The organism is Bartonella sp. HY406 (assembly GCF_025449315.1).
GTDB lineage: Bacteria > Pseudomonadota > Alphaproteobacteria > Rhizobiales > Rhizobiaceae > HY038.
This window is the reverse complement of sequence record NZ_CP104893.1, coordinates 2,548,963-2,564,542: the sequence shown is the minus strand read 5'-3', so window position 1 is coordinate 2,564,542 and position 15,580 is coordinate 2,548,963. Positions and strand designations below refer to the sequence as shown.

The 15,580-nt window shown below is 37.4% G+C and carries 9 protein-coding genes; all 9 read left to right on the top strand.

The annotated features are described in order from the left end of the window. The first annotated feature begins 38 nt into the window (after positions 1-38). The 9 genes from N6B01_RS10870 (at position 39) to N6B01_RS10830 (ending at position 15,285) form a co-directional block, all read left to right on the top strand. The gene (locus N6B01_RS10870) at positions 39-1,094 is read left to right on the top strand and encodes a hypothetical protein (RefSeq protein ID WP_262078738.1); all 1,056 of its coding nucleotides are present in this window, start codon (positions 39-41) and stop codon (positions 1,092-1,094) included. Positions 1,095-1,110: 16 nt separating this feature from the next. After that, a complete protein-coding gene (locus N6B01_RS10865) occupies positions 1,111-2,712 on the top strand; it encodes a Tle-like phospholipase domain-containing protein (protein WP_262078736.1) in 1,602 nt (533 codons plus the stop codon). Between the two features lie 63 nt (positions 2,713-2,775). Then, positions 2,776-4,401 carry a DUF2169 family type VI secretion system accessory protein gene (locus tag N6B01_RS10860; RefSeq protein ID WP_262078734.1) on the top strand — a complete coding sequence of 542 codons (1,626 nt, stop codon included), beginning with the start codon at positions 2,776-2,778 and terminating at the stop codon, positions 4,399-4,401. A 43-nt stretch (positions 4,402-4,444) separates the two neighbouring features. Beyond that, positions 4,445-4,852 carry a PAAR-like domain-containing protein gene (locus N6B01_RS10855; RefSeq protein WP_262078732.1) on the top strand — a complete coding sequence of 136 codons (408 nt, stop codon included), beginning with the start codon at positions 4,445-4,447 and terminating at the stop codon, positions 4,850-4,852. A 735-nt stretch (positions 4,853-5,587) separates the two neighbouring features. After that, a complete protein-coding gene (locus N6B01_RS10850) occupies positions 5,588-6,103 on the top strand; it encodes an Hcp family type VI secretion system effector (protein WP_262078373.1) in 516 nt (171 codons plus the stop codon). Between the two features lie 316 nt (positions 6,104-6,419). After that, the gene (gene tssI / locus N6B01_RS10845; RefSeq protein ID WP_315973313.1) at positions 6,420-9,257 is read left to right on the top strand and encodes a type VI secretion system tip protein TssI/VgrG; all 2,838 of its coding nucleotides are present in this window, start codon (positions 6,420-6,422) and stop codon (positions 9,255-9,257) included. A gap of 12 nt (positions 9,258-9,269) precedes the next feature. Further along, a complete protein-coding gene (locus N6B01_RS10840; RefSeq protein ID WP_262078731.1) occupies positions 9,270-9,689 on the top strand; it encodes a DcrB-related protein in 420 nt (139 codons plus the stop codon). 23 nt (positions 9,690-9,712) lie between these two features. After that, positions 9,713-10,729, top strand: coding sequence for a hypothetical protein (locus tag N6B01_RS10835; RefSeq protein WP_262078730.1), 1,017 nt, complete (start codon positions 9,713-9,715; stop codon positions 10,727-10,729). Between the two features lie 35 nt (positions 10,730-10,764). Further along, entirely contained in the window at positions 10,765-15,285 is a 4,521-nt protein-coding gene (locus N6B01_RS10830; RefSeq protein ID WP_262078729.1) for an RHS repeat-associated core domain-containing protein, read from the top strand. Positions 15,286-15,580 lie beyond the last annotated feature (295 nt).

The window sequence follows — 15,580 nt, the reverse complement described above, 5'->3', positions numbered from 1 at the left end:
AAACTAAATTGAAACATTAAAGCACCATGGATAAAGCTATGAAATATATTTTTCTTCTACTTGGCATTTTAACAAGTTTTATTTTGTTTCAAAATCATAGCTTTGCAAATGGTGGCCCAATTGAAAGAGTAGATCCGGTGTCTGAATTAAGTCCTGAGTTACAAAAAATAATCGATCATAATTATGATTATCCTTATTCTAAAAATTATACTTATCCCGATGAGATTTATGAGCGCAGAAAACGAGTCGCAAGTGATATTTATAGTGAATATATCAGTATACGCAGGCCTTCACGGGTGTATAGAACTGCAGAACATTATAAAGAAGACCTGCAAATGCATGAAATGGCATTAAAGATTGGTCTTTGCCAAAAAATAACTGATGCGGAGATGGAGGCCATTAAAGATCGTATCAATAAGCGATATAATGGGCGAGTGATACTTGAATTAGCCGTTGATCAACGAAACTTAGAGGCCATTGATTTGCTTTTTAAATATGGCGCTGATCCTTTTATGTCTTATGCGGGAGATTTTCCGCGTGGTAAGCCGCCTTTTATTAATTTTGCCTATGAGATGCGCGATACGTTTAACCCCGGCTTTAGTGTTGATGCTATTAGGCTTTTTACAAAAAATGGGTTTGATCCTAATCATGTTATGGATTTAAAATTGGACGGTGTAACTTTTGTAGAAAATGGCATGACATTTCTAGCCGGCATGGTTTTGGTTAAAAATGAATTAGCTTGGGTTTCATTGATGGAGGGTGGGGGTAATCCTTGGGCAAAATTTAAGATAGGTGGTAGAATAATGAATATTGCAGCTTACGCTGCATCAAGCGAAGATATAGGCTTTTTAGATTATGTAATTGAAAATGGTTATTTAAGAACTGCGAGTAAAGAAGATATTGAAGATTTAATCGCCAAAATAATGGAAATGCCATTATATGCTGATTATGCCGGCACAGAAAGTAGGCAACGGATTTTACGCTCAATAATTGAACGTACTGATATTATTCCAACAAAAAAAATGTTTGATTATATCAATTGGCAAGGTGATAAAAAAGTACAAGGCTACCACAATAACTCAACAAATCAATAGCATAGTGAGATTTATTATGAGTGATGCAATCGACAATAACGCTCATACTGCTTCTAATCCTAATTTTAGTGACACTGAAGTTGTTCTAGACACCGTTACCATTACCGCTGACAACAGCACTACTATTAATGGCGATGCAAATGCAGATTATTGTTTTAAAGAAAGAGGTTGGCTTTGCTTTGATATTTATGATTTGGAGAAAGAAACTACTAACGAAACTAGTTATGCGAACACAAGTTTAATACCTGAGCATATGCGACCTTGGGTTCCTTGTAAAAAACGCTGGAAGATAGTGGCAGATGATAAAAACGAAGACTATAATTATTTGGGGCGGTATTATGAGCCTATGCAAGGTGATTGTGTCCCAACGGTAGTTTTTCGCGGTACATCGAGTGAGTGGGTTGACCTTGGCCTTCATATTAAAATTGAAATAAATGGCGAAAGTCTTTTAAAAGAAAATGGAGAAACTGTTTCCCATTTAGAGTTCCTTGATAAGGATTTTCTTGATGATGATGACTATATGAAAAAAGTAATAATTGATGAAAGTGGAGAATTTAAATTACCTACAATTGATGATCCTCGTTGGATTTGGGGAGGAAATACTGTACCATATAAAATTTATGTTGTTTTGGGTGCAAAGAATGGCAAAGGTTGGGCTATAAATGTACAACAAGCCTTTGGCGAAGAAACCTCTCATTATAGAGCCGCTATGAGTTTTGGTCATAGCATAGCATCGCTGATACTAAACAGATCAACTAAAAATAGTGAAAAAGTATTACATTTTACAGGTCATTCTTTAGGTGGAGGACTTGCATCAGCCGCCGCTCATGCCGCTTATTTTACAACCCAAGGTGCTGTAAAAATTATGGGTACAACGTTTAATGCCTCTGGTTTACATAAAAATACAGTTCCTAAGCAAGACATAGGAACTGTGCCGTTTTTTGTGCATACAGTACAAGATGAAGTATTGACTATGCTGCAAAGCCATATGAATAATATTCCATTTCTTGGTGCAATTGCTAGGATGAAGAATATTACCATACCTGAAGCATATGGTGCGCAAACAGAATATAAGGCTTTGAGCCCAGGTAGAGTATATGCAGATTTGGATCAAAGAAATGAATTTTATAAGCCTATAAAACGACCACCTCCCAAACCTAAATTACCATCAGATTTCATACCTCGTGCTGATGTTTCCTTTAATGAATCTTTGGTTAAGTTTGATCGATTTGAGGTGCCGGTAGGTAAGCCATTGCCCCGGCTCTTTCCCATAAATAAACAAACTTTTATACCCAACCAGACTTTTCCTCAAGTTTGTGAAGTTGATGCGATGTTGCAGAATTCAAAAGACATGAAAGATTTTTGTACAAAATTTACAAAAATATTATACGATCGTTATAAAGACGCAGTTGATTATGATAAATTAGAAAAAACAAGCATGTGGAATCCTATAGATTCTAGAGAGAAAAGAAATAAGGACATGTGGGAGCAAATTGCAGAGCTCTTTCATAAGGATATAAAGCAAGAGCTAAAGGATTTATTACATCTCATGGCGGCATCGGGTGATTATCATCGGATTGATGTTGTTGCACAAAGCGTGATGTTGCGGCGTGGATAATAAAATGAATGATATAGTACATTTATTATAAATTCAGATTGCTAGGGGCTAGGTATAATTAGTATGGAACTTCAAGTTGTTAATAATTTGCCGGTAAGTGCATTCAAGTTCAACCAGTTAGATTTTCATGGTAAAGAATATACAACTATCGTTGTTAAGGGGCAATTAAAGGTTGATTTTAATCAAAAGCTTTATTTTGTTAAAGAAGTTCCGGACTTTGTTTTTTCCGATATATTTTTGCCAAATAGTGATATGCAAGAATTACTCTATGAAAGTGACTTAGCACCTTTTAAGCCAAAAACTGACTTTATTATTAACGCTGTAGCGCGTTCTCCTGAAAATAAAATGCTAAAAAATTGGCCAGTTAAGTTTGGAATAGATAATTGCTTATCATATGGGTTTCACGTTCAAGGAAAGCGGCAATTTGAACCAAAAGGAAGTTCTAGCAATTTTGATTGGCAATTATCTGATGCAGAGCCTTTTTCAAAGTTGCCTATACTTTATCAATATGCTTTTGGCGGAACGGTAAAAACATCTAATGAAGATGTTACAAGTTATTCTTATAATCCTATTGGACAGGGCTTGGTAAGTCATTATGTTCTAACACAAAAAGAACCTATTTCTGTTCCTCAAATTGGTTCAATCGTTGAACTTAACAATTTCAAAATTGGAAAAAATATTACTATCCATGGTTGCGGACCTATCACAAAAAGCTGGTTGCCACGTATTGCCTGTGCTGGTGCTTTAAACGATGCTTGGTTGCGTGAGCGCTATCCTCTTATGCCAGAAAATTTTGATTTTAATTATTGGAATGCCGCGCCTTTACCACTGCAGAGTGCATCTTATTTAAATGGTGATGAAACTATTACTATGAATGGCTTATTTCATGATCCAAGATCTTATAATCTTCAATTGCCCAATAAAAAAATAAGTGCGCGTATTAAACGGCGCGGAAAAAAAGATAATGAAGAAATTTTATTAAATCTTGATACCATACATTGTGATGTTCAATCTGAAAATATTGAAGAGCACCTCATTACACTTTTATGGCGGATAGTTGTTGATGATCCCGACACAATCGAACATATACTCGTGCATTCAGGAAATTCAACACTTTCAAATCAGTTGAATAAAAAGCCAAAAGACAATAAAAATAGTCAAGAAGATTATGAAGACTATATAGAGAAATTACAAAATAGACGATCTTTACTTCAAAAAGCGAATTTAACGTTGCAGGATTTTGAAGTTTTAGTTAACCAACCAGCTATTGGTACAGTCTCTGGTATAGTTGCGGCTAAATTATATCTTCATCCTCAGACACAAAATCCAATTTTAATATCCGATACATCACAAGAAATATTACATATAGGCAAAAAGGACTATTTATACAATATTACATCTCCTGTAGAACATACATTTGGGCAAAGTGTCGCTAAAAAAGAACTTTCTCGAAAAATAAATGATCCTACCATTATTTATGTCCGTTTACTCGATGAGCCAATAGATGTTTGGCGACCCGTTAATGCTTTATGGCATGGCAATGACACCTATTTTATTCATATGCAACAAGCGGTTCATACAGATGAAAATTGGGAATTTAAACCCAATGAAAAAGTTATTTGCAAATACCAGACATTTTTAAATGGTGAATGTCTAATTGCGGTTGAGCGCGATAATAGCCATTGGTAATTTTTGAATTTGTATAATATTGATTATTGGAAAGCTAAATGAAATGAACAAAAGCGCACTTCGTTTTACAGATAAGAATAATGTTATTACGTGTCTTTCGCCATGTGTTTGTTTAACGCCGCGTGGCGGCGATATAGTTCCTGTTCCTTATATGATTATATCAAAACTAGAATGGGCAGCTAAAACAATTAGTAATGTAACATTTGGGGGCGATGAGGCCTTTACCATGGATAGCCGCACCACTAAGGTTGAAGGCAATGAACCTGGAATTGGTGGCGGTGTGTCATCGGGTGTGAATGTTGGTTGGTGCCGCCCACAATCCAATAAATCTAGTTTCTTTATTAATGGCAAACAGGTTATACAAGACGATTGCATTTTTGAAATGAATTGTGCAGGCCCTGACGGTTCATCCAATACAATTGGAAAAATTAGCTATACTGATGAAAAGTAATAATTGCGACTACTATAATATAGAACAATGAACAGGTAAGGTTTTACCTACTGTGTAGTAGTGTTGATGCTATGCAATATAAATAATACACCTAACTTTAACGTTTGATTGTTCCGGACAGCACTTTTGCAAAATTTTCTGGCATTTGTTAAATTCAGTTAAAGATGTAAGCTGATAGTGGTTATGACTGAAATAATAACCCATCATTGTAGAAACACATTGTGTAAAAATGTGTCGCATCATAAAAATAACTATCAATATTTGTAGATTTTTACGGGTGCTTTTGAAAAATTTGATAAATATCAAGGATTTTTTATATTAGAGTATTAATAACATTCTAATTACTGCAAAAAATTGCAGTCGACTGCAATTTTTTGCAGTCGGGTGTTTTTCTGTTTTTTTTCTTATAGTTAGGTGCAATTTTAGCTGTTTTTGGTGAATTTGGACTGCAATTTTTTGCAGTTATTAGTATTTGCTAATTATTGTATGTATGGCAGCTATAATTTAATTTATTGTTTATTTTCAATTGCTTGTCATTTTATTTTTGTTGTTGCATCAAGTTGGCATGAAACTTGCTTAGTATTTACTGTGGGCAAGGGTTTTCATTTCTCCTTTGAACTTTCTTTGCTCACAGGACTGTTGGCTACCATCATTTTAAGCTCTCAATTGAGGGGGATTTAAGTGCCGTCAGTTTTTAAAATGTAAGTTTGTTTGTTTATATAAAAGGATAAAGAAATGCCAACACCAGCCTATATTAAAATCGAAGGTACAACACAGGGCCCAATCACTCAAGGTGCAGCTTCTGAAGATTCAATCGGCAATATCTGGCAAGAAGGCCATGAAGACGAAATCCTCGTTCAGGCCATTGACCATGTTGTAACCATTCCTCGTGACCCACAGTCAGGTCAGCCTTCAGGTCAGCGCGTCCATAAGCCTTTCAAGTTCACCGCATCTTTGAGCAAAGCAACACCTTTGCTTTATAATGCGCTTACTTCTGGCGAAATGCTCAGCACTTGTGAAGTTAAATGGTATCGCACCAGCACATCAGGTAAGCAAGAGCATTTCTTCACCACCAAGCTTACGGATGCAATCATTGTTGATATTGATTGCAACATGCCTCATTGCCAAGACCCAAAAAATGCAGACTTTACCCAATTGGTAACAGTGTCATTAAGCTATCGTAAGATTGAATGGGAACATGCAGTTGCTGGCACATCAGGTGCTGATGATTGGCGCGCGCCTAAGGTTTAAGCCATCAGGCAAGGGATGAAGCGTTTATATGGGGTTAAAAAATAAACGCTTCACTTTTGCTTATCGCCCTCATTGATAAGATCAGAGCTATGAATGAGGGAAGAAGCATCGGTATGGCTTTGCGGGGCATAGTCATACCGATGATGTTAAGCCATTAGCTATGTGCTTAAGGCTTATTAAAATTAAATAATACTTTTTAAATAAAGACAATGGGTCGGTATTTGTTTTTGTCCCATTGAATAATGAGTTTGGCTCTTTGAGCTTTGATTGATTTTTATAATAGTTCTGCTTTAACTTTATCATCCGGAGAAGACGAATGAGCGCTATGCCAATATTGCCAAAACAATTCCAAGAGCAGGATATTGCCTTTAGCTATTGGATGAAGGAAGCGCCTAATGATACTTTTGTCGTCACTGCCTTTGCGGTAGATGAAGCAATCTTTGGCATGACCAGAATAGAAGTCATGCTGTCAAGCAGTGATGATAATATTGATCTGCAAGCCTTGCTTGATAGTCCGGGCACCTTAACCATCCATCATAAATATATGGAGACCTTACGTCACTTCTCCGGCGTTGTGGTGGAAGCTGAACGCGGTGACAGAGGTCATCACCGTACCGCCTATCGTCTTGTTTTAATGCCAAGCCTTTATCGTTTGGATCATGGTTCTGATTGCCGTGTGTTCCAGACCAAAAAAGTTGGCGATATTGTTAAGGAACTCTTCTCAGAGCATGGCATTGAAAATGTTACATGGGATATTGATGAAGGTAGCCACGATGCACGTGAATATTGCGTGCAATATCGTGAAAGCCATCTTGGTTTTGTTGAGCGTATTTTGGCTGAAGAAGGTATTTTCTATTACTTTGAGCATGACAAGGAAGGCCTGTTAAAGCTCATTATCTCCGATAAGCCCAATGTCTTGCATGATTGCCCAGGCTTAAAAGAGATTGAATATAATTCTCTGTCATCAGGCTCAGTAAAGGGGCTATTTTGCTCATCGCTTTCTTATCGTGAGAAATTGCGCGCCACAACGGTTGTGCAGCGCGATTACACCTTCAAGAACCCTGTCTATAATCAGGAGCATAAGGAGCGCACCGCTAATCCTAATGGCGAAAAGCATGACTATGAGCTTTATGATTATCCAGGTCGCTATAAGAAGGATAGCGCAGGTAAAGCCTTTACTCGTTATAAGCTAGAAGCAACCCGTGTGGATGCATCCCTTGGCTATGGTGTATCCAATGCACCGCATTTGCTTACCGGTCATGCAATTACCTTGTTTGAGCATCCTGATGATCGTTTAAACCAGAAATGGCGGCTCCTCACCATTCGTCATGAGGGCGTACAGCCGCAAGCATGGGGTGAGGATGCGCAAGGAACAGGTATGGCTGACACCGGCATTGTAGCACCGGGCTTGCATGGTACAACACTGTCGGGCTTAAGTTTTGGTACAACATCATCGCAAAGCCCTAATTTGCTTACTCAGAGCTTAAATCGCCGCATGGGGCTAGCCATTGCGGGTAACAATAACGCAAGCGATAATGCCACCGTCTATGCCAATGCCTTTGCCGTACAGCCATCGCATTTGCCCTACCGCGCACCGCAGACGGTGAAGCCACTCATCGACGGCCCACAGATAGCAACGGTTGTTGGGCCAGAGGGTGAAGAAATCCACACCGACCAATATGGCCGTGTCAAGGTTCACTTCCCATGGGACCGCCACAAAGACCCAAAAGCAGAAGATTCATCATGCTGGATCCGTGTGAGCCAAGCATGGGGTGGCGGTGAATATGGTAACCTTGCCATTCCGCGCATTGGTCATGAGGTGATTGTCGAGTTTCTCGAGGGTGATCCAGACCAACCAATCATTATGGGTCGTACCTATCATGAAATGAACGTCTCGCCATATAAACTACCTGATCATAAGACCAAAATGGCTATACGCTCTAATTCGCATAAGGGCAATGGCGGTTTTAATGAGCTATCTTTTGAAGATGAGAATGGTCAAGAAAACATGTTTATGCATGCGGAAAAAGACCAGACGATCAAAGTTAAGAACAACCAGACACAGCGTATTGATGCAAATGCTATTCAAAACATTGGTGCCAACCAAGCCATTGAAGTTGGTAATAACGTCAATCACCAAGTCGGTGGTGGTATGAATATGGTTGTTGGGGCGGTAGGGAGTGAAGCAGCTAAAATGCTGGCGGGCCCTTTGTCAGGATTAATGGCGACAGCAGCTAGCATGATGTTAAGTGGATCTGAAAATGCTAAAGAAGCTCTAAATGAAGCCGCCAAAGATGCACCGCCTGCATCTTCAAACTCTGATAATAGTAATTCACCTCAAGATGGCAGTAAGTCGTCAGATGCAAGTGATGCACTCTCATCAATGAATGATGCGCTTCAAAGTCCTCAACTAATTAATAGTACAATGTCTGCTTTGGCGCAAGCCGTTGCAAATGGAGGACCTTTATTCAATTTAGCAATGAATGGACCTCAATTTGATGAAGCAAGAGGTGGGGTCAATAATGCTAAACAGCACGACTTAAGGAATGCAGGCGGATTTTCCATGGCATCTGCAGGAAACAATACCGGAAAAATTACATCCGATTTTGCGGATAAAGGTAATTTTTCGCAATTTAATACACGTTCTGCTTTGAGTGTTACTAGCTTCTCTTCTTCTTCAATTGTTGGTTCGGTGCGATCAGATGTAACAGGTCATGCGCATTACCAATATATAGGGCATACTCAAGACATTACTGTTAATGTACAGCAATCAACAAAAGTAGGCACATCTCATCAACTCAGTGTTGGGGAAACAATTACTATTATGGTTGGTAAGGTTAACGGTGACGGTGACGCTGACGGTAAAAATAAGAGTAAAACCCCAGATGCAACGGCGGTGGCACAAGCTTTTATTACTTTGAATTCCGATGGTGATATTGAGATAAGTTGTAAGAATAATATAAGAATTCATGCTGAAAAAAATATAAATATTAATGCTGATAAAGATATGGTACTTGAAGCAAAATATATAAAAATTAAAGCTCAAGATAATATAGATATTTTAGCGGGACATCATATAACTGAAAAAGCTCAGCAAATACATTTAAATGATGGGGCTGATTCATGTCCAATAGTACAGGATCAATTAAAATAATAGGAAAATACAATGGATAGAGATTTAGGTGATTGCATCATTAATATACCTGAAGATTGGCAGGATCGTTCAATTCACGTGTTTAATATGCGTAATAGTCCTACACCGCAGGCAAATATCTCAATTAGTCGACGTGAATTGACCAAAGATATGACTTTGGATAGTTTTATAAAAGAAGATTTCGATCATTTAAAAAAAGCTCCTGACGCAAAAATTAAAATTACCAAACACGAAAAAGGTAATATTGACGGGCGACCATCGCAATATGTTGAGATGTCGGTGGTGATTGCTGGCAGTTATAATGAGCAAATGGTACTTTATGTTGAAAATAAAGGCGATGGTGTTTGTATTGTTTTTACTTATCCAAGTATTATTGATGAAATACTTTCCAAGAAAATACAACTAATATTTAATAACATAAAATTTAAATAACAATAATAAAAAGCGACGAACTGATGAGTGAGCCACAGGATAATATCTTAGATATAGAGCTACCGGTGAAAGAAATTCGTTTAAAATATCTTGGCACTTGGTTTTTCACCGGCATAGCAACATATTGGACCATTTTTTTTGGCGGGACTTTTATAGCTATTGTCGTATTTAGTGGGTATCTTCCTCTCAAGCATATTTGGACAGATTGGGTAATTTCACGAAATTATGAGGTCGTTCCGGATTTACAGGCCAATTATAGATGTTTGGAGGGTAATTATCGTCTTATCGAGTGTGGTTTTAGCTTTGAAAAAGATGGCATTTTAGTACAGAAGAGTAAAGGTAAATTTGATTATTATCCATTTACTTTATATGATTTTCTAATTCCTGTTAATTTTGCTCTACAGGGAAAATCTGCTGTTGTAAGAAGTGTCAATGACCCTAGTAGGTTTACGATTAAAGTTGGTATTGATACGTTAAAAACACGTTTAGCCGCTGTTATGGCCATTTTTATTTTTAGGGGTAGCGTGGCTTTACTTTGCTTGTGGGGGGCAAGTGTTTGGTGTCGCTTTTGTTATCATCGGCTTACGCGAAATAAGGTACATATTTGTGCGGTCAAAATTGATAGACGTGTTAAACATTGGCGTGGCACATTTTATTACCTTTATGGTTTAAAGCGCGATGGTTACAGTGATGTATTGAAAATCGTCCCCAATTCTTTAGATTTGGCTTTAACATCGAGAGCACGAAATGCTGGGCCTTTTACTCTCATAAAAAGGCGCCAAGAGCCTATTTTTTTGGATGAAGAACACACAATTGGTGTTGCAGTTCAACCGCAGGGTAATGGCGGTGGTCTTTTATTAGATTATAATTTAACACAGCTTGCTTTATCAAAGGAAAATAAGAATAAACTGCTTAATAATATAAAGGCCTATCAGCAATGGATTGCACAGCACCCTGCAAAATTACAACAAATAAGCGATTACATAGATCAGGAACCTGATACAAAAATCCAAAAAGTATTTAATCCGCCGAAAAAATAAAAATTAATAATAAACCTTGGGAGCAAGAATATATCATGGTCTCTGATGATAAAGATTATTCAACACCAGATGAAATAGCTTATGATTTAGATGGTAATATAGTACCACGTCATATTGATATTTATGATAGTGAAAATACTCAAATCAACTATAATACTATGTTAAGAAAAGATAAAGAGGCATGGAGTTCATTTTCGTTGGGCGAAACTAGTTTTGCCGGCTTTGGAATAATTGCAGGAATTGGGGCTGCATACTACGAAAAAAAACCATTATTGAATGGATTAGCGAGATATAATATTGCTGCTCTTATTATTTCAGTTTTTGGGCCACCATTGGGTATATGGGCAGGACACTATTTACGTGACGGTTTAAAAATGGATATGCGACCCGATGCAAAGCAACGCAAATTGCCATCTGCAAAATTGTTAGCAATTGCCCATGATAATGCAGCTAAAGCGGCATTTTGGGGGGGGGTAGCAAAATGGACATGCCGAGGTGTCGGCTTGGTTTTGGGAGTTGTGGGTACGCTAGGTTCAGGCCCCGCTGGGCCAGTGATAGGCTTGGCGCTTGGTGATGCGATAGGTAAAAGCTTTGAAGCACTTATCACCTCAACATACGAAAATACTGTCACAGTTTGTGGCACAATTATTGAAGGTTCTTGTAATGTTTTTTTCAATGGAAAAAAAGCCGCACGGATGGGTGATGAAATCCAATGTTTGGACTGTGGTACAATACCTGATAATCGCATAATTGAAGGAAGTAAAACAGTTTTTGTAAACACGAAGCCTTTGGCACGCGTAGGACATCAATGTTTATGCAGTGCTATGGTTTACGAGGGGGTTAATCATATAAAAACAGGCCTCTTGACCACTCAAGAAATGAAGCCAATGCCTACTTGGTATGAAAAAATCAATGGTTTTTATTTGAAAAGAGCTGAAGTAGCGTATGAAATAGTAATGACTGCCATAGCTATACATGATTTATTAAAAGACGCTATAACGATAGGCAAAGCGATTAGAAATTCGCGGAGAAATCAGGCATTAACAGCTGGGGATCCCATAATAATAGTAACTGGTGAGTTTGTTGAAGATGTTGTTGATTTTTCAATTGAAGCTAGTATTCCAGTTAAAGCCAGTCGTACACTTTTATCTGATAAAGCTATTTATACGCCATTGGGTCGAGGGCGTCTTTCAGTTTTTGATGAGCATATTCGCATTATAAATGGCGTATATATTTATATAACAGTTACTGGTGACAATATTATATTTAAACCTGCAGAAACTGGTAAAATTACCGCTAACCCTTATTTTCGTAATATAATTTTTATGACAGAAGAAAATGACGTTATTCGCGTTATTGAAGGTAAAGTTTCTAAGCTTTTTGAGCCATTTGGTATTAGTGAATTATGCTTAACTAAAATTGAAAATAGCAATAATAATTTTATTGATTTTGAACATGATAATTTGGGTTTAATCACAAGAGCTAAACATTCTGATGGATTTGATCTTATTTTTGAAAACGACAATGAGGGACGGCGTTCATCAATATCATGGCTTAGCGGCGGCGAACAAAAGCGCCTTGTAAATTATAGCTATGATAGGCGTGGCAATCTTACGCATGTAAATGCTAAAACTGAACAAAGTTTTATTTATACTTATGACAATGAAAATCGTTTACAATCTTGGCGTGACAAAAGTGGTAAAACTTTTGTAGAATTTCGCTATGATGATCAAGATAGGGTTATTTCAACAACATCAACTGGCGCGTGGAATAATGATATTTTTGAATATGATGATAAAGCCCGCTCAACGACTTATCGCGATGGCGGCAAAGCAAAAGGTGATACTTATTTTTATGATGAAAATTACAATGTTACGTCAATTATTGATGTATTAGGCAATAAAAAACAGTTTGAATTTGATGAATTTAACCAGCTTACTTGCGAAATAGATGCACTGGGCAATAAAACAACATATGATTATGATTATTTTGGAAATATTACACGGATAGTAGATGGTGAAGGCCGCCAACAAAGCTGGCAATGGAATGGTCCTGATATTGTTTCTAGTTTTACGAATGGTGAAGGTGCAGCGTGGTTTTATGAATATGACAAACGCGGTAATTTTATTAGTAGTGAACACCCATCAGGTTTAAAAACGCGCTATGACTATAATGAACAGGGGCTGTTAAATAAGACATACCAAAATGATGTGCTCATTGAAGAATTAGTCTATGATCGCTTTAATCGCATCATCGAAGTTGTTCATGCGGACGGCACAAAAACACATAATAAACGTGATGCTTTTGGGCGTATTATCACGCAAATTAAGCCAGATAATAGTATCGTTAACTATGAATATTATAATAGTTCGGGGCAAAATTTTTATACATATAATAATGCTTGCTATCCTGATGGCACTAAGATTCATCGTAAATATGATGAAAATGGTCATATCGGTATTTATAAAGATAGCGAAAAACGTGAAACCCATTATGAATATGGTGCTTTTAACCAATTAATACGGTTTTCTAAAGCTGATGGTTCAAGCTATTCTTTCGATTATGACAATCAAAACCGTATTGCATTAATACGTAATGCTAAAAATCAAACATGGTCGTTTGAACGCAATGATTTAGGTCTTGTAATTCGTGAAGAAGACTTTGAAGGTTTGATTTATAATTATGAATATAATGAAAAAGGCGAGGTTGTTAAAAAGCTAAATCCTGATGGTTCATTCATTTGCTATTTTTATGATAAAGCAGGGTTTATAAAGTATAAGGCTATTTACGCTTCGGTAGAAAGCGAAGCAGATGATATCATAAAATATACTTTTGATCGTGCGGGCTTACTTACTAGTGTAAATAATAAACATGCTGATATTATTTTTACACGCGATAAGATGGGACGCATCATTGCGGAAGAGCAAAATGGCTTTAGCGTTTTAACATCTTACGACACAATTAACCAAATTGTTCAAAAAACTATCGCAGGACAGCAATCTAATTTCCACTATGATAAAATGGAAAGGCTAACAGCTGCAGATTTTCAATCTGGTGCAAAAGCTGTATTCAAAGAAGATTGGGCTAACCATCAACTCACCATCGAGGGTGATAAGGGCTTTATCTATAGTGCAGAATTTTCTGTTATGGGTGAGCTTAATAAACAAAAAGCTGGCTTACGCGTTGGTATTGCGGGAGAGGGATTAATCGCAGCTTTAGAAGCTCGAGATCGCAATATTGATCCTCATACAGCTGGTGCGCAGATTAATCGGCAATATGAATGGAACAAAGCAGGCGAACCGAATTCAATTCATGACAAGCGTTGGGGTAATATTGAATATGATTACAATAATGTAGGACTTGTAACAGAGCGAAAACTTAATAGCAAAACAATTGAATGTTACGAATATGATTCATTGCACCAATTGCAGGTTGCAGGTTTAGACAATAATAGAAAAATTTGGCATCGTGGTGAAAATAATCTTTTATATTTAGCAAGCGGATCATCGGGCGAGAGAATATTTTTGCGTTATGATGCATTAAATCGTGTCATTGAGCGGCGCTCTGAGGGTGATGGCAAGGGGCTAAATATATGGAAATATCAATGGAATGCTGATAACCAATTAACATCTCTTATAACACCTAATAATGAAACATGGCTTTATGGTTATGATGGTTTGGGAAGAAGAATATCTAAACGCAATGTTACATCTGCCATTAACTCGGATAATTGTGGTCAACAAATAGATGAAGTTGGTCGATATTATCTTTGGGACAATTCAATAATTATTGGTGAAGCACCATTATTAGCAAATGAAACTGTTGATTGGAGCAAAGGTATTATTTGGCACTATTTGCCTAATAGTTTAATGCCTTTTGCCCGTGAGGAGATCAATGGCGAATTTTATTATATCATTAGTGACCATATCGGCACTCCTAAGGATATGTTCAGCGAAAAAGGTTACCTTGTTTGGTCTGTGGATCACAATATTTGGGGGGATATTAACCAAGCTTGGCAAGCCCATAATGATAATGGCTTGGCATATAATGCGACAGGTAATTTAGCCATAAAGGGGGATAGCAACTTAAAACGATATGCCCTATTATGCCCACTGCGCATGGCGGGCCAATATGAGGATGCTGAAAGTGGCCTTTACTATAATTATTTCCGTTATTATGATCCTATAGCATGTCAATATATTACACCAGATCCAATTGGAATTGAAGGTGGATTTAGCCCACATGCCTATGTTAGCAATCCGCTAACAATGATAGATCCTTTGGGGCTGAAACCACCAGCATCAACTTCATCCGATCAGCCATCAAGTGGTGCGGGACCGGTTGAAACCCAAAATAAACCAAATACTATAACAAATCATATTGATAGGCTAAACGGTGGAACATCGCCTTTACCTTCATCACCGATAAATCCACAGCCAAATCTACCACCTAATTCGCCATTCAAGCCGAACCCAAAACCTTTACAACCATATAGTCCATTCACGGATCCACACAGTCCTCTATACAATGGACCTCCTAAGGGGCCTAGAAAATAACGATCGTCGTGAAATATTTTTAGATGCTGCGCGTGAATATTATGAATACCGAGTTAATAAGCTTCCTGATAAAATTTATAACGAACGTTTTTGAGAAAAATTGATTTTTGATAATGAATAGCTGGTCTTCGGTCATTTTATTTTATCAAAAAGCATTCTTGAAATTACATTTCTAATCTGCGATAATTTATAAGTTTCAATAATCATAATTCTTATGCTCTAAAATGACGAAAGGGACGGTAAACCGTCCCTTCGCTTCTATCTCGCTTTTGCGAGGTAGCGGCAACTGGTTCCA